Source organism: Kluyvera sp. (genome assembly GCF_047971185.1).
Classification (GTDB): domain Bacteria; phylum Pseudomonadota; class Gammaproteobacteria; order Enterobacterales; family Enterobacteriaceae; genus Kluyvera.
Map to the genome: position 1 here is coordinate 1 of NZ_JBKDZH010000109.1, position 16,479 is coordinate 16,479.

General features: G+C 54.2%; 14 protein-coding genes. 9 read left to right on the top strand and 5 right to left on the bottom strand.

Annotation, left to right across the window (positions count from 1 at the left end; genetic code table 11):
• The 4 genes from ACK5JN_RS21625 to ACK5JN_RS21640 form a co-directional block, all read right to left on the bottom strand.
• Positions 1-1,412 (bottom strand): cbb3-type cytochrome c oxidase subunit I (locus ACK5JN_RS21625; RefSeq protein ID WP_416872030.1); only part of this gene is annotated, 1,412 nt, incomplete at its 3' end.
• 19 nt (positions 1,413-1,431) lie between these two features.
• A complete protein-coding gene (cyoA, locus tag ACK5JN_RS21630) occupies positions 1,432-2,379 on the bottom strand; it encodes a cytochrome o ubiquinol oxidase subunit II (protein WP_416872031.1) in 948 nt (315 codons plus the stop codon).
• Positions 2,380-2,843: 464 nt separating this feature from the next.
• The gene (gene ampG / locus ACK5JN_RS21635) at positions 2,844-4,328 is read right to left on the bottom strand and encodes a muropeptide MFS transporter AmpG (protein WP_416872032.1); all 1,485 of its coding nucleotides are present in this window, start codon (positions 4,326-4,328) and stop codon (positions 2,844-2,846) included.
• Between the two features lie 46 nt (positions 4,329-4,374).
• On the bottom strand, positions 4,375-4,953 hold the full coding sequence (locus tag ACK5JN_RS21640; protein ID WP_416872033.1) for a lipoprotein: 579 nt from the start codon (positions 4,951-4,953) through the stop codon (positions 4,375-4,377).
• A gap of 297 nt (positions 4,954-5,250) precedes the next feature.
• Here ACK5JN_RS21640 and bolA point away from each other — a divergent pair, with 297 nt between their 5' ends.
• From bolA to ACK5JN_RS21685, 9 genes are all read left to right on the top strand, one after another.
• Positions 5,251-5,568, top strand: a complete 318-nt coding sequence (gene bolA / locus ACK5JN_RS21645; RefSeq protein ID WP_416872034.1) for a transcriptional regulator BolA — start codon at positions 5,251-5,253, stop codon at positions 5,566-5,568.
• Between the two features lie 334 nt (positions 5,569-5,902).
• Positions 5,903-7,201, top strand: coding sequence for a trigger factor (gene tig, locus ACK5JN_RS21650; RefSeq protein WP_416872035.1), 1,299 nt, complete (start codon positions 5,903-5,905; stop codon positions 7,199-7,201).
• A 241-nt stretch (positions 7,202-7,442) separates the two neighbouring features.
• The gene (clpP, locus tag ACK5JN_RS21655; protein WP_035894303.1) at positions 7,443-8,066 is read left to right on the top strand and encodes an ATP-dependent Clp endopeptidase proteolytic subunit ClpP; all 624 of its coding nucleotides are present in this window, start codon (positions 7,443-7,445) and stop codon (positions 8,064-8,066) included.
• A 134-nt stretch (positions 8,067-8,200) separates the two neighbouring features.
• On the top strand, positions 8,201-9,475 hold the full coding sequence (gene clpX, locus ACK5JN_RS21660; protein ID WP_416872036.1) for an ATP-dependent protease ATP-binding subunit ClpX: 1,275 nt from the start codon (positions 8,201-8,203) through the stop codon (positions 9,473-9,475).
• Between the two features lie 184 nt (positions 9,476-9,659).
• Complete coding sequence (lon, locus tag ACK5JN_RS21665; protein WP_416872037.1) at positions 9,660-12,014, top strand: endopeptidase La; 2,355 nt, start codon at positions 9,660-9,662, stop codon at positions 12,012-12,014.
• A 209-nt stretch (positions 12,015-12,223) separates the two neighbouring features.
• Positions 12,224-12,496, top strand: a complete 273-nt coding sequence (hupB, locus tag ACK5JN_RS21670) for a nucleoid-associated protein HU-beta (protein WP_002444653.1) — start codon at positions 12,224-12,226, stop codon at positions 12,494-12,496.
• A gap of 211 nt (positions 12,497-12,707) precedes the next feature.
• Positions 12,708-14,582: a peptidylprolyl isomerase gene (ppiD, locus tag ACK5JN_RS21675; RefSeq protein ID WP_416872038.1), complete on the top strand. Its 1,875-nt coding sequence runs from the start codon at positions 12,708-12,710 to the stop codon at positions 14,580-14,582.
• Between the two features lie 147 nt (positions 14,583-14,729).
• Complete coding sequence (locus tag ACK5JN_RS21680; protein WP_416872039.1) at positions 14,730-15,098, top strand: helix-hairpin-helix domain-containing protein; 369 nt, start codon at positions 14,730-14,732, stop codon at positions 15,096-15,098.
• Between the two features lie 110 nt (positions 15,099-15,208).
• Positions 15,209-15,607 (top strand): YbgC/FadM family acyl-CoA thioesterase, encoded by a 399-nt coding sequence (locus ACK5JN_RS21685; protein ID WP_416872040.1) that lies wholly within the window; start codon positions 15,209-15,211, stop codon positions 15,605-15,607.
• Positions 15,608-15,742: 135 nt separating this feature from the next.
• Here ACK5JN_RS21685 and queC read toward each other — a convergent pair whose 3' ends face one another.
• Positions 15,743-16,438 carry a 7-cyano-7-deazaguanine synthase QueC gene (gene queC, locus ACK5JN_RS21690; RefSeq protein WP_416872041.1) on the bottom strand — a complete coding sequence of 232 codons (696 nt, stop codon included), beginning with the start codon at positions 16,436-16,438 and terminating at the stop codon, positions 15,743-15,745.
• Positions 16,439-16,479: the final 41 nt, after the last annotated feature.

The following is a 16,479-nucleotide window of genomic DNA, read 5'->3' on the forward strand; positions in this document are numbered from 1 at the left end:
AGCGGCATAAATGCCACGAAGAAGCCGATGATCCAGAACCAGAAGGCGCGTTTGCCCCAGGTTTCGTTAAGAGTGAAGCCAAAGGCTTTCGGCCACCAGTAGGTCAGGCCGGCGAAGCAACCGAATACCACACCGCCGATGATGACGTTATGGAAGTGCGCAATCAGGAACAGGCTGTTGTGCAGCACGAAGTCCGCGCCCGGCACCGCCAGCAGAACGCCGGTCATACCGCCGACCGAGAAGGTCACGATAAAGCCGATGGTCCACAGCATCGCAGAGTTGAAGACGATGCGGCCCTGATACATGGTGAACAGCCAGTTGAAGATCTTCACCCCGGTCGGGATGGCGATAATCATCGTGGTAATACCGAAGAAGGCGTTTACGTTCGCGCCGGCACCCATGGTGAAGAAGTGGTGCAGCCAAACGATGAACGACAGGATGGTAATACACACGGTCGCCCACACCAGCGAGGTGTAGCCAAACAGGCGTTTACGCGAGAAGGTTGCGGCCACTTCAGAGAACACCCCGAAGACCGGCAGAACCAGGATATACACTTCCGGATGGCCCCAGGCCCAAATCAGGTTGATGTACATCATCATGTTGCCGCCCATATCGTTGGTAAAGAAATGGGTGCCCAGATAGCGATCCAGGGTCAGCAGCGCGATGGTAACCGTCAGAATTGGGAAGGAGGCGATAATCAGGATGTTGGCGCACAGAGATGCCCAGGTAAATACCGGCATCTTGAACATCGTCATTCCTGGCGCACGCATCTTGATGATGGTCACGAAGAAGTTAATACCGGTCAGAGTGGTACCAATACCGGAGAGCTGCAGCGCCCAAATCCAGTAATCGACCCCGACGCCCGGACTATACTCAATTCCCGAGAGCGGCGGATAGGCCAGCCAGCCGGTCTGAGCAAATTCACCAACGCCCAGAGACAGGTTAACCAGAATAACGCCGACAACGGTGAACCAGAAGCTCAGGTTGTTCAGGAACGGGAACGCCACGTCGCGCGCGCCGATCTGCAGCGGAACCACCAGGTTCATCAGACCGATAACGAACGGCATCGCCACGAAGAAGATCATGATAACGCCGTGGGCGGTAAAGATCTGGTCGTAGTGATGAGGCGGCAGGAAGCCTGCTTCCCCGGCGGAGGCCAGCACCTGCTGGCTACGCATCATAATGGCATCGGCAAAGCCACGCAGCAGCATGACGATAGCGACGATGACATACATGATGCCGAGTTTTTTGTGGTCGACGGAGGTCAGCCACTCGTTCCATAGATAGGACCACTTACCGAAGTAAGTGATGGCCGCCAGGAGAGCAAGTCCCCCGACGATAATGGCAGCCACCGTAACCACGATAATGGGTTCGTGGTAGGGCACTGCATCCAGTGTCAATTTTCCGAACATCGTATTCTTCCTCGGCCCCTTAGTGAGCGGATTCCGCGTGGCTCATGTCCATGCCTTCCATCCCTTCGTGCGCTGCGTGCTCGCCTTCCGGTTTGGACATGTTCATGCTCTTGCCGTGATCCATGAATTTGCTGGTCACTGCTTTAAACAAATCTGGTTTCACGCTGGAGAAGTACTCCACCTTGTTGTATTCGCTCGGTACAGCCACTTTCTCGAATGCCGCCATGTCGTCCATGGTGTTCGGAGATTGTTTCGCTTTAGCGACCCACTGATCGAATGTGGCACGATCCGGCGTAGCAATGGCTTTGAACTTCATACCAGAGAAGCCCGGGCCGCTATAGCTTGCTGAGATACCGTCGTAGGTACCCGCTTCGTTAGCGATAAGATGCAGGTTGGTCTGCATACCGGCCATGGCGTAAATCTGGCTGCCCAGACGCGGGATAAAGAAGGAGTTCATCACGGAGTTGGAGGTCACTTTGAACTGCACCGGTACGTTCGCCGGGAAGGCGATTTCGTTAACGGTAGCAATGCCCTGCTCCGGGTAGATGAAGAACCATTTCCAGTCCATGGAAACCACTTCGATGGTGATAGGTTTCTCGTCATGAACCAGCGGTTTGCTTGGTTCTAAGGAGTGCGTGGTTTTCCAGGTCAGTACGGCGAGGAAGATGATGATAAGAATTGGCACGGTCCAGACCACAGCTTCCACTTTGTTGGAGTGTGACCAGTTCGGGCTATACTTCGCATCTTTATTGCTCGCACGGTATTTCCAGGCGAAACCAACGGCCATTAAGACGGCCGGTATCACGACGATCATCATCAGGCCGAAAGCCGTCAGAATCAGCGAACGCTGCTCCAGTCCAATCTGTCCTTTGGGGTCAAGTAGTGCAGAATCACAGCCACTGAGTAATACAGTGCCGGCGATTAATGACAACCATCCCAAGTTTTTATTGTATTTCCTGAGTCTCATGTAACGACCTCAATTCCACGGGGTGTTGGTGGCGTTTAAAGTGTGGGGTCATTTTACGGGAAGGTTACATTACTGTAAACATCATTGGGCCTCTGTCAGTTATGTGTTACCGGGTTCTGCCGTGCTTGTCACAGATGTTGCCAAGTATGTCTACTTTTCAGGCGGAATGCCCATTTGACGGGCGTTATAACGAAAGGGGGCGTAAGGGGAGGCCTGGGATGGCAATTGGTATAACCATTGCTGAAAATACACAAATAATTAACAATTAATCATCAAATAAAAGACAATTAAAAAACGAAAATTTAATTGATCTGGTGCTGAATCGGTTAAAGAAATAATGCGCGTTTTAAACGTTCCAGTAATTTCCAGAATTCTAAAGCGCACAAAAGCGCAAATAAAAAATTTTATATACGATGTGTGGGTTATTATTACGTATAGTGATTACAACGGATATGCCGCATTTTTTACTTAGCGACCGGAACCGGAGTTTTACGCAGTGCCAGGTAATCCAGCAGGCAGCCGAACACGATGCCGACAAAAGCCACCACTATCCCCGCCTCAAGCACCATCGACGACCACGGCAGCGCGGTGAAATTCAGCGCGTCGCTGATTAACATCAGCAGCCAGATGCCCAGCAGAGCAACGCCAACCAGCAGCAGACGCAGCGCCAGACGATATCCGCCGCTGTAGGCGGTACGCGGCATAAACTGCTCGGTCTGTTGGGTATATTCCAGCGTTCGCCGGCAGATCAGCAGCAGCAATATGCCCGGCACCGCCGCCACGACGGAGAAGAGATAGAACGTCGGCCAGCCGTGGGATTCAACAAACCAACCGGCAATCGGCCCAACGTACACGCGGCCCACGGCGGACAGCGCCGACAGCAGCGCGAACTGGGTGGCGGAAAACGATTTGTTGCACAACGTCATCAGCAGCGCGACGAACGCCGCGGTACCCATGCCGCCGCACAGGTTTTCAAAGAACACCGCCGCCGCCATCGAATAGAGATGCTTGTCGGTGACCGACAGCATCCAGTAACCGGCGTTGGAAACGCCCTGCAGGATGCCGAAAATAAGCAGCGCGCGGAACAGGGTCAGGCGCTGCATCAGCACGCCGCCGTACAGTGCGCCGACAATGGTCGCGAACAGGCCGAGGGTTTTGTTGACCATGCCGACCTGGCCCGCGTCGAAGCCGACGCCGCGAATCAGGAAGGTGGTGGTCAGGCTCATGGCGAAGGCGTCGCCGAGCTTGTACATCACAATCAGCAGCAGGATCAGCCAGGCGTTGTTGCGGCCAAAGAAATCTTTGAGCGGCGCAACCACCGCTTGCTCTAGGCTTTTGGGGACGGGAATAACGTCGCTCGGCTCCGGCGCCAGCAGGGTGGCGATAATACAGGGCACCAGCAGCGAGGCCATCAGCCAGTACATCCCCTGCCAGCCCAGCCATTTGTCGGCCAGCCACAGCGCTAAACCGCCGGAAACCAGCATCCCCAGGCGGTAGCCCAGCACGCTGATGGCGGCCCCGGCTCCGCGTTCTTCGGCGGGCAGTACGTCGGTTTTCCAGGCGTCGAAGACAATGTCTTGTGATGCGGAACAGAAGGCGATAACCACCGCCAGCGCCGCCATCCAGCGCAGCTGTGAGGCGGGTTCAAGGAAGCCCATCGCCGCGATGGCGACCAGCAGTAAACATTGGGTGGTTAACAGCCAGCCGCGACGGCGCCCTAAGAACGGCGGCGTGTAGCGGTCCATGACCGGCGACCAGAGAAACTTGAAGACGTATGCCTGACCCACGAGTGAAAAGAAACCGATGGTTTTCAGGTCGATATTCTCGACCGTCATCCACGCCTGTAGCGTCCCTGACGTCAGGGCAAGCGGTAAACCGGAGGCAAAGCCAAGAATCAGCAAAATAGCTGATTTCGGTTGCTGAAAAATTCGCAGATAGTGAGCAGGCATAGGTCTATACGTTCAGACCCGGCGAGAGGCCGGGTCTGAGACAGGATTAACGGGCGTTCTGTTTGATGAAATCGTGGATCGCGGTGTCCTGAGCCATATCGGCAATGGTGTCGCTCAGCACGCTATCAACGGTGTTAGCGATATTCTGGTTGGATGCCTGGAACGCGCCCTCAACGGAATAGTTAGAGCGGTAGTTTTTGGTCATCTTGTTACCGTTCGCCGCGGTCGCAATGATGGCGATATCGGCTTTGGTATTGATGTTGTAACGCACGTTACCCTGGGAAACGTCGGCGTACAGCTGGTTAACAATGATTTGCAGATTTACCGCCCCGTTTGGGCCAATCATGTAGCCGCGCGCGGTCATCTGTTTTTCCAGCACTTCCTGCATCAGGAAGCGCAGGTCGCGGGAAGCAGTCAGGGTCACCAGCTGGTTATTGCGGGTCACTTTCGCCAGCGCCTGATCCTGGCGCTGATCGGCGCCGTTGATGCTGACGGTAACGCCCATCAGGCTTGGATCCTGCTGCGGCAGGGTGATTTTAGGCGACACGTCAACGGTGGTCGGCGGCGTTGCGCATCCTGCCAACATAAACAGTGCTACCAGTGGGAAGAGGATTTTTTTTAACATGTTAGAGTTCTCAAACGCATTGTTTACTGAAAATTGCAGCCATCATAACATCGCCAACGGCAAGGGGAAGTAGGCAATGCATGTAATTTCATCGCGTTGGTGCTTTTCTGCACCAGGGATCGGTTTGCCGCAGGATTTCAGATGAGAAGCGATTGTAAAAGGCGTTAACTTCATCTACTTGACAAATAAAAGGCCGCGAAAGCTAATTTTTTGTTGCCTTTGTGTAATGGAATCAGTAAAAGCGGCTAACATTTAAAGGGATAGGCGGCATCTTAACGTTGTCGGAGGAGTAATATCATGATGATGCGTGAACAAATCGAAGAAAAATTAAGGGCAGCGTTTGATCCTGTGTTCCTGGAAGTTGTCGATGAAAGCTACCGCCACAACGTACCGGCAGGCTCTGAGAGCCACTTTAAAGTTGTGCTTGTGAGCGATCGATTCACCGGGGAGCGCTTCCTGAATCGCCACCGAATGATCTATGGCACCCTAAAAGAGGAGTTTGCCACCACCGTACATGCTCTGGCACTGCACACCTACACGCGTAAAGAGTGGGAAGGTTTACAGGATACGGTTTTTGCTTCGCCGCCGTGTCGTGGCGCGGGCACTATCGCGTAGAAAAGGCATTTGCAACGCGGAACTTTTCCAGTATGTTGCGTACAGATTATGAGAAAACGGCCTGCGGGCCGTTTTGTTTTGTCTGAATTTTGCGCGCTAAAGTCAGTATTCAGACAAAAATTAGCCGGGAATTGTGAAAAATGCCGCAGCAACGCGTGATAACCGTTCTCGACTCATAAAAGTGATGCCGCTATAATGCTGCGTCTTATTTTTCGGAATGTCTTCGGGATGATTCTGGCTACAGGGAATGGTTTCTGATTAAAAGAGAACGTCCCAGTACTGCAAGGCATGATTCAGAGTTGACCGAGCACTGTGATTTTTTTGAGGTAACAAGATGCAAGTTTCAGTTGAAACCACTCAGGGCCTTGGCCGCCGTGTAACGATTACTATCGCTGCTGACAGCATCGAGACCGCTGTAAAAAGCGAGCTGGTCAACGTAGCGAAAAAAGTACGCATTGACGGTTTCCGTAAAGGTAAAGTACCGATGAATGTTGTTGCTCAGCGTTATGGCGCTTCCGTGCGTCAGGACGTGCTGGGTGACCTGATGAGCCGCAACTTCGTTGATGCGATCATCAAAGAGAAGATCAATCCGGCTGGCGCACCGAACTACGTTCCGGGCGAATACAAGCTGGGTGAAGACTTCACCTACGCGGTAGAATTCGAAGTGTATCCGGAAGTTGAGCTGAAAGGCCTGGACGCTATCGAAGTTGAAAAACCGGTTGTTGAAGTGACCGAAGCCGACGTTGACGGCATGCTGGACACCCTGCGCAAGCAGCAGGCTAACTGGAAAGACAAAGACGGCGCTGTTGACGCTGAAGACCGCGTAACCGTTGACTTCATCGGTTCCGTAGACGGCGAAGAGTTCGAAGGCGGCAAAGCGACTGACTTCGTACTGGCAATGGGCCAGGGTCGCATGATCCCGGGCTTTGAAGACGGTATCAAAGGCCACAAAGCGGGCGAAGAGTTCACCATCGACGTGACCTTCCCGGAAGAATACCACGCTGAAAACCTGAAAGGTAAAGCGGCTAAGTTCGCGATTACCCTGAAGAAAGTTGAAGAGCGTGAGCTGCCGGAACTGACTGCTGAATTCATCAAACGTTTCGGCGTTGAAGACGGCACCCTTGAAGGCCTGCGCGCTGAAGTGCGTAAAAACATGGAACGCGAGCTGAAAGGCGCGGTACGTAACCGTGTTAAATCTCAGGCCATCGAAGGCCTGGTGAAAGCCAACGAGATCGACGTTCCGGCTGCCCTGATTGACAGCGAAATCGACGTTCTGCGCCGTCAGGCTGCACAGCGTTTCGGTGGCAACCAGCAGCAAGCGATGGAACTGCCGCGTGAGCTGTTCGAAGAGCAGGCGAAACGCCGCGTTGTTGTTGGCCTGCTGCTGGGCGAAGTGATTCGTACCAACGAGCTGAAAGCTGACGAAGCACGCGTAGCTACCCTGATCGAAGAAATGGCTTCTGCCTACGAAGATCCGAAAGAAGTTATTGAATTCTACAGCAAAAACAAAGAGCTGATGGAAAACATGCGCAGCGTCGCTCTGGAAGAACAGGCTGTTGAAGCGGTTCTGGAAAAAGCGAAAGTGACTGAAAAAGCAACTTCCTTCAACGAACTGATGAACCAGCAGGCGTAATTTCGCTTCCCGGTTTACGGTTTTGAGAAAAACCCGTTGCCTTTTGGTGACGGGTTTTTTTTATTGCAGCGATAACCAAAGCTGACGTGATAAAACGCCGTTTGGGTGTTAGCGTAACAACAAAATATTGTTATGCTTGAAATAGGGTAAGATCGTACCCATTACTGGGGGAACGAATCACTCGCCGCATCGCTATAATCATAATGTTGTGGCTATTTTATTTTTTATCCAGGAGACGGAAATGTCATACAGTGGCGAACGAGATAATTTTGCACCCCACATGGCCCTGGTGCCGATGGTCATTGAACAGACCTCCCGTGGCGAACGTTCTTTTGATATCTACTCCCGTCTGCTTAAAGAGCGCGTTATCTTTCTGACCGGCCAGGTGGAAGACCACATGGCGAACCTGATTGTGGCGCAAATGCTGTTTCTGGAAGCGGAAAACCCGGAAAAAGACATTTACCTGTACATCAACTCCCCGGGCGGCGTGATTACGGCAGGGATGTCCATTTACGACACCATGCAGTTCATTAAGCCGGACGTCAGCACCATCTGTATGGGGCAAGCGGCGTCGATGGGCGCGTTCCTGCTTACCGCAGGCGCAAAAGGCAAGCGCTTCTGCTTGCCGAACTCCCGCGTGATGATTCACCAACCGCTGGGCGGTTATCAGGGCCAGGCGACGGATATCGAAATCCACGCCCGCGAGATCCTGAAGGTGAAAGGACGTATGAATGAGCTTATGGCGCACCATACCGGCAAGTCTCTGGAGCAGATCGAAAGCGACACTGAACGTGACCGCTTCCTGTCCGCTTCTGAAGCCGTCGAGTATGGCCTGGTTGACTCAATTTTGAGTCAGCGTAACTAATGTCATGACCGCACGTGCCGCTGCACGGTATATACTACTAAGGGCGGCACAACGCTTGCGTAGCAGCTTGCGCTGAAGAATGGCATTTGCGTCGTCATATGCGGCACAAAGAACTTAAAAAGAGGTTTTGACTCATGACAGATAAACGCAAAGATGGCTCGGGCAAACTGTTGTACTGCTCTTTTTGCGGCAAAAGCCAGCACGAAGTGCGTAAGCTCATCGCCGGCCCATCCGTGTATATCTGCGACGAATGCGTCGATTTATGTAACGACATCATTCGCGAAGAGATTAAAGAAGTGGCGCCGCATCGCGAACGCAGTGCACTGCCGACGCCACATGAAATTCGCCACCATTTAGATGACTACGTCATCGGTCAGGAACAGGCGAAAAAGGTTCTGGCCGTGGCGGTCTATAACCACTACAAACGTCTGCGTAACGGCGACACCAACAACGGCGTTGAGCTGGGCAAAAGTAACATTCTGCTGATCGGCCCAACCGGTTCTGGTAAAACGCTGCTGGCCGAAACGCTGGCGCGCCTGCTGGACGTTCCGTTCACCATGGCGGACGCCACCACCCTGACCGAAGCCGGTTACGTGGGTGAAGACGTGGAAAACATTATTCAGAAACTGCTGCAGAAGTGCGACTACGACGTACAGAAAGCGCAGCGCGGTATTGTTTACATCGATGAAATTGACAAGATTTCCCGTAAATCTGACAACCCGTCGATTACCCGTGACGTGTCCGGCGAAGGCGTACAGCAGGCTCTGCTGAAGCTGATTGAAGGCACCGTGGCGGCCGTTCCGCCGCAGGGTGGTCGTAAACATCCGCAGCAGGAATTCCTGCAGGTTGATACCTCGAAGATCCTCTTCATCTGCGGCGGCGCGTTTGCCGGCCTGGATAAAGTGATCGGTAACCGTGTTGAAACGGGGTCGGGTATTGGCTTTGGCGCGACGGTGAAATCGAAAACCGACAAGGCCAGCGAAGGCGAGCTGCTGACCCAGGTTGAACCGGAAGATCTGATCAAATTTGGTCTGATTCCTGAGTTTATCGGCCGTCTGCCGGTTGTTGCGACCCTGACCGAACTCAGCGAAGAAGCGCTGATTCAGATCCTCAAAGAGCCGAAAAACGCCCTGACCAAGCAGTATCAGGCGCTGTTCAATCTCGAAGGTGTGGATCTGGAATTCCGCGACGAAGCGCTGGACGCTATCGCTAAGAAAGCCATGGCGCGTAAAACCGGTGCTCGTGGTCTGCGTTCCATCGTGGAAGCCGCGCTGCTCGAAACCATGTACGATCTGCCTTCCATGGAAGACGTTGAGAAAGTGGTTATCGACGAGTCGGTCATTGCCGGCCAGGGCGAACCGCTGCTGATTTACGGCAAGCCGGAAGCACAGCAGGCATCTGGCGAATAATTCACCAGTTCATACAATCAGTTAATCAAAAAGGGGGGATTTTATCTCCCCCTTTTATTTTTCCGTATTCATGGCGTTGAATGTGTGGAATACATCCCCATATACTGGTTACATGTTAATGGTTGTGCGAAGCACAGTCGCGTAACCAGTTTACCTGGCGGACACTAAACTAAGAGAGAGCTCTATGAATCCTGAGCGTTCTGAACGCATTGAAATCCCCGTATTGCCGTTGCGCGATGTGGTGGTTTATCCGCACATGGTCATTCCCTTATTTGTAGGGCGGGAAAAATCTATCCGTTGTCTGGAAGCTGCCATGGATCATGATAAAAAAATCATGCTGGTCGCCCAGAAAGACGCTTCAACGGATGAGCCGGGTGTAAACGATCTTTTCACCGTCGGGACCGTGGCCTCTATTTTGCAAATGCTGAAACTGCCTGACGGTACGGTGAAAGTACTGGTTGAAGGGCTTCAGCGCGCGCGTATCACCACGCTGTCTGATAACGGCGAACACTTCTCGGCGAAAGCGGAGTACCTGGACTCGCCTGAAATTGAAGAACGCGAGCAGGAAGTGCTGGTGCGCACCGCAATCGGTCAGTTTGAAGGCTATATCAAGCTGAACAAGAAAATCCCACCGGAAGTGCTGACGTCGCTGAACAGCATCGACGACCCGGCGCGCCTGGCGGATACCATTGCTGCGCACATGCCGCTGAAGCTGTCTGATAAGCAGTCCGTTCTGGAGATGTCCGACATCAACGAACGCCTGGAATATCTGATGGCGATGATGGAGTCGGAAATCGATCTGCTGCAGGTTGAGAAGCGTATTCGCAACCGCGTCAAAAAGCAGATGGAAAAATCGCAGCGCGAGTACTATCTGAACGAGCAAATGAAAGCTATTCAGAAAGAACTCGGCGAGATGGACGACGCGCCGGACGAGAACGAAGCGCTGAAGCGTAAGATCGACGCGGCGAAAATGCCGAAAGAGGCGAAAGAAAAAACCGAAGCCGAACTGCAGAAGCTGAAAATGATGTCGCCGATGTCAGCGGAAGCGACCGTGGTTCGCGGCTATATCGACTGGATGGTGCAGGTGCCGTGGAACGCGCGCAGCAAGGTCAAAAAAGACCTTCGTCAGGCGCAGGAAATCCTTGATACCGACCATTACGGCCTGGAGCGCGTGAAAGACCGCATCCTTGAGTATCTCGCGGTACAAAGCCGTGTGAACAAAATCAAGGGCCCGATTCTGTGCCTGGTAGGGCCGCCGGGGGTAGGTAAAACTTCTCTGGGCCAGTCCATCGCCAAGGCGACCGGGCGTAAATACATCCGTATGGCGCTGGGCGGCGTGCGTGATGAAGCGGAAATTCGCGGCCACCGTCGTACCTACATTGGTTCGATGCCGGGCAAACTGATCCAGAAAATGGCCAAAGTGGGCGTTAAAAACCCGCTGTTCCTGCTCGATGAGATCGACAAAATGTCTTCCGACATGCGCGGCGATCCGGCATCCGCACTGCTTGAAGTGCTGGATCCAGAGCAGAACGTGGCCTTCAGCGATCACTACCTGGAAGTGGACTACGATCTCAGCGACGTGATGTTTGTCGCGACCTCGAACTCCATGAATATTCCGGCGCCGCTGCTGGACCGTATGGAAGTGATTCGTCTGTCCGGCTATACCGAAGATGAAAAACTGAACATCGCCAAACGTCACCTGCTGCCGAAGCAGATTGAGCGTAACGCCCTGAAAAAAGGCGAGTTGACGGTGGACGACAGCGCAATCGTCGGCATTATCCGTTACTACACCCGTGAAGCGGGCGTCCGTAGCCTGGAACGTGAAATTTCGAAACTGTGCCGTAAAGCGGTTAAACAGCTGCTGCTGGATAAGACGCTGAAGCACATCGAAATTAACGGCGACAACCTGCACGATTACCTCGGCGTTCAGCGCTTTGACTACGGTCGCGCCGACGACGAAAACCGCGTGGGTCAGGTGACCGGCCTGGCGTGGACGGAAGTGGGCGGCGATCTGCTGACCATCGAAACTGCCTGCGTACCGGGTAAAGGCAAGCTGACCTACACCGGTTCTCTCGGTGAAGTGATGCAGGAGTCCATTCAGGCTGCGCTGACCGTGGTGCGCGCGCGCGCGGAGAAACTGGGTATCAACCCGGATTTCTACGAAAAACGCGACATCCACGTTCACGTGCCGGAAGGGGCGACGCCGAAAGACGGCCCGAGCGCGGGTATCGCGATGTGTACCGCGCTGGTTTCCTGCCTGACCGGCAACCCGGTGCGCGCTGACGTGGCGATGACGGGTGAAATCACCCTGCGTGGCCAGGTGCTGCCGATCGGTGGCCTGAAGGAAAAACTGCTCGCGGCACACCGTGGCGGCATTAAGACTGTTCTGATTCCTGATGAGAACAAGCGCGATCTGGAAGAGATTCCGGACAACGTTCTGGCGGATCTTGATATTCATCCGGTGAAACGAATTGAGGAAGTTCTGTCCCTTGCGCTGCAAAATGAGCCGACCGGCATGCAGGTTGTAACCGCAAAATAGTGACCTCGCGCAAAGAGCGTTAATAAAAAGCGGGCTGGCAAGCGTAAACTGACTTGCCAGCCTTTTTTTGTCTCGCTAATTTAGACGGCTGGCAGGTGTGTCGTCGACAACGGGTGTTGTAAGGGCATGGGAGTCCTGATATAACTGCTCCGCGATCGCGCCGTGAAGGATTCAGGTGCGATATAAATAATAAAGAGAGGAAGAGAACAGTGAACAAATCTCAACTGATTGACAAAATTGCTGCTGGCGCGGATATCTCCAAAGCTGCAGCTGGACGTGCATTAGATGCTTTAATTGCTTCTGTTACTGAATCTCTGCAAGCTGGGGATGACGTTGCGCTGGTAGGTTTTGGTACCTTTGCTGTTAAAGAGCGTGCTGCCCGTACAGGCCGTAACCCTCAGACCGGTAAAGAGATCACTATCGCTGCCGCGAAAGTACCAGGCTTCCGTGCAGGTAAAGCACTGAAAGACGCGGTAAACTGATCGCTTTCCCGCTAAGGGAATGTGGCAAAGTACAAGGGCGCATCATCTGATGTGCCTTTTTTTATGGCTTAATGCGTACTTTTAGGCGTTTATATGCGGTGTGTGCTGACAACCGCCCCGGTTTCTTGTCAAAATACGGCCTCACGCGCAGCGCCCACACGTGCTATGCTGCGCGAGGTATTTGTCACCTACAGCGGAGTGTTGTTACACCATGATGGACAATTTACGCACGGCGGCCAACAGCGTCGTGATCAAAGTCATTTTCGGTCTCATTATCGTGTCGTTCATTTTGACCGGCGTGAGTGGTTATCTGATCGGCGGTAACAATAATTTTGCCGCGAAAGTGAATGGCCAGGAAATTGGCCGCGGCCAGTTTGAAAATGCCGTTGCAAGCGAGCGTAACCGTATGCAGCAGCAGCTTGGCGACCAGTTCTCCGAGCTGGCGGCCAACGAAAACTATATCAAAACGATGCGTCAGCAGGTGCTGAACCGCCTGATCGACGAAGCGCTGCTGGACCAGTATGCGAAGGACTTAGGTCTTGGCATCAGCGATGAGCAGGTGCGTAAAGCGATTTTCGCGACCCCGGCGTTCCAGAATGAAGGCAAATTTGATAACACCCGCTATACCTCGCTGGTGAATCAGATGGGCATGACCCCTGACCAGTACGCGCAGGCGCTGCGTAACCAGCTCACCACTCAGCAGCTGATTAACGCCGTCGCGGGCACCGACTTCATGCTGCCTGGCGAAACCGACCAGCTGGCGGCGCTGGTATCCCAGCAGCGTCTGGTGCGCGAAGCGACCATCGACGTCAACGCACTGGCGGCAAAACAGCAGGTGAGCGATCAGGAAATTTCCAGCTACTACGAGCAGAACAAAGGTCAGTTCGTGGCGCCTGAACAGTTCCGCGTCAGCTACATCAAGCTGGACGCTGCGGCGATGAGCCAGAACGTCTCTGACGACGATATCCAGTCTTACTACGATCAGCATCAGGATCAGTTCACCCAGCCGCAGCGCGTTCGCTACAGCGTGATTCAGACCAAAACTGAAGCGGAAGCCAAAGCGGTGCTGGACGAGCTGAACAAAGGCGCAGACTTCGCTGAACTGGCGAAAACCAAATCCGCCGATATTATCTCCGCACGTAACGGCGGCGATATGGGCTGGCTGGAAGCGTCGACCACCCCTGATGAACTGAAAAATGCCGGTCTGAAAGACAAGGGCCAGCTGTCTGGGGTGATCAAATCCTCCGTCGGTTTCCTGGTTGCGCGTCTGGATGACGTTCAGCCTGCCGTGGTAAAACCGCTGGCGGACGTACGTAACGACATTGCCGACAAAGTGAAGCAGGAAAAAGCGCTCGACGCGTTCTATGCGCTGCAGCAGAAAGTGAGCGATGCGGCGAGCAACGATAACGACTCGCTGGCGGGCGCAGAACAGGCCGCCGGCGTAAAAGCCGTCGAAACCGGCTGGTTTGACCGTAACAACCTGCCTGCCGAGCTGAACTTCAAGCCGGTGTCTGACGCTATCTTTAACGGCGGTCTGGTTGGCGAGAACGGCATGTCGGGCAGCAACTCCGACATCATCACCGTTGATGGCGATCGCGCCTTTGTACTGCGCGTGAGCGAGCACAAAGCCGAAGCGGTGAAACCGCTGGCCGACGTGAAAGCGCAGGTGACCGATATCGTTAAGCACAACAAAGCCGAACAGCAGGCGAAGCTGGACGCTGAGAAGCTGCTGGTGGCGCTGAAAGATGGTAAAGGTGACGAGGCGATGAAAGCGGCGGGTCTGAGCTTCAGCGCCGCGAAAACCCTGAGCCGCGCCGGTCAGGATCCACTGAGCCAGGCGGCCTTCGCGCTGCCGCTGCCGCAGAAAGATAAGCCAGGCTTCGGTATCGGCAACGATATGCAGGGTAACGTGGTGCTGCTGGCGCTGGACGAAGTGAAAGCGGGCGAAATGCCGGAAGCGCAGAAAAAAGCGATGGTGCAGGGTATTACCCAGAACAACGCGCAGATTGCTTTCGAAGCGATGATGAACAACCTGCGTAAATCCGCGAAGATTAAGCTCGGCGATATCATCGACCAGCAGCAATAATCGGAACGCTCCTCGCATTAATTTGTAATGTGATGTACCTACCAAAGGCCGCTTTCGCGGCCTTTTCCACATTTGAAATCCGCCTTTTGCGCCGCCTTCCGCCACTCGTTATGGTGCTCTGGTCATCAACCAATAAGGAGACATCTTATGAAACGTGGAATCAAACTGTGTGTTATGGCCGCCGTCATGGCCTGTGCTGGCATCAGCTTCAGCGCCCAGGCCGCCCAGCCTGCGGCGGCGAAAACACCCGCGGTGCAGAGCAAAGCGCCGGGGGAACAGGCGAAGGCCGAACCGGGTAACAAGGTTGCCGAGGATGAAGGTACCAGAGTAAGCATCAACACCGCGTCAGCCGAAGCGCTGGCCGAGGCGATGAATGGCGTTGGGCTGAAGAAGGCGCAGGCCATCGTCAGCTACCGCGAGGAGTACGGCCCCTTCAAAACGCTGGACGATCTGAAGCAGGTGCCGGGGATGGGCAACTCGCTGGTTGAACGGAATCTGGCGCACCTCACGCTTTAATTTGCTTTGACGGTTTGCACTCGTCTGAAAATTTGCCAGACTAAAGAGGTCATACCAGTGGTATGACCTCTGACTCTATTCATAATTTAAAATAACAAGGCTATGGCGCTATGCAGACGAAAATCAAGGTTCGCGGTTATCACCTGGACGTTTATCAGCACGTTAACAACGCCCGCTATCTGGAGTTTCTGGAAGAGGCCCGCTGGGACGGGCTGGAAAACAGCGCGGGGTTCCAGTGGATGAGCGCGCACCACATTGCCTTTGTGGTGGTGAATATCAATATCAACTACCGCCGTCCGGCAGTTCTGGGCGACGTGCTGACGGTGACCAGCAAAGTGGAACAGCTAAACGGCAAAAGCGGCGTACTCAGCCAGGTGGTCACGCTGGATCCCGAAGGGCAGGTGGTGGCCGATGCGCTGATCACCTTTGTGTGTATCGATCTTAAAACGCAGAAAGCGTTAGCGCTGGAAGGGGAGTTGCGCGAGCACCTGGAGGCGATGGTGGAGTGATGTGGCGGTCCCGGAGTCGCTTGCGGTCGTCCGGGTTACACCAAATGTAAATATTGCACGAATGTAGCCCGGCCAAGCGCAGCGCCGCCGGGTTTACAAGGGCGAGCGCAAGCGACCCCGGGAACAGACGGCCCCTTACTCCAACCCGGTTTTGTGTTTCATCGCGGCCATCACGCCGGGCTTATCCGCCAGATAATGATTCAACCCGTTAGCGCGAAGATTACAGGCCGCGCAGTGGCCGCAGCCATCGCCTTTAATGCCGTTGTAGCAGGTCAGCGTCTCGCTACGCACCAGGTCCAGCTTGCCCCAGTAGTCCGCCAGCGCCCAGGTTTGCGCCTTATCCAGCCACATCAGCGGCGTTTCAAAACGGATGTCTTTCGCCATCCCTAAGCTCACCGCGTGGTGCAGGGCCTTCACGAACTCGTCGCGGCAGTCAGGATAGCCGGAGAAGTCGGTCTCACACACCCCGGTGATGATCGCTTCTGCCTGTACCTGGTAGGCGTAAATCGCCGTCAGCGTCAGGAACAGAATATTACGCCCCGGTACGAAGGTGTTGGGAATGCCGTCGGCGTTGGGTTCATAGTCCGGCACCGGGATGCTGTCGCGGGTCAGGCTGCTGACCGCCAGTTCGTTCAGCAGGGTGACGTCCAGTACCTTGTGCGCGCGGGCGCCCAGCGAGAGGGCCAGTTCGCGGGCAACGTCAATCTCGGCGCGGTGGCGCTGACCATAATCAAACGTGACGCAGTGCACTTCATCATATTGATGCAGCGCCTGCACCAGGCATGTAGTGGAATCTTGTCCACCGCTAAAGACGACAACGGCACGTTTCATGGCTTTTCCTGTCTGTGAATCTGAAAGCCGCTATGGTAACG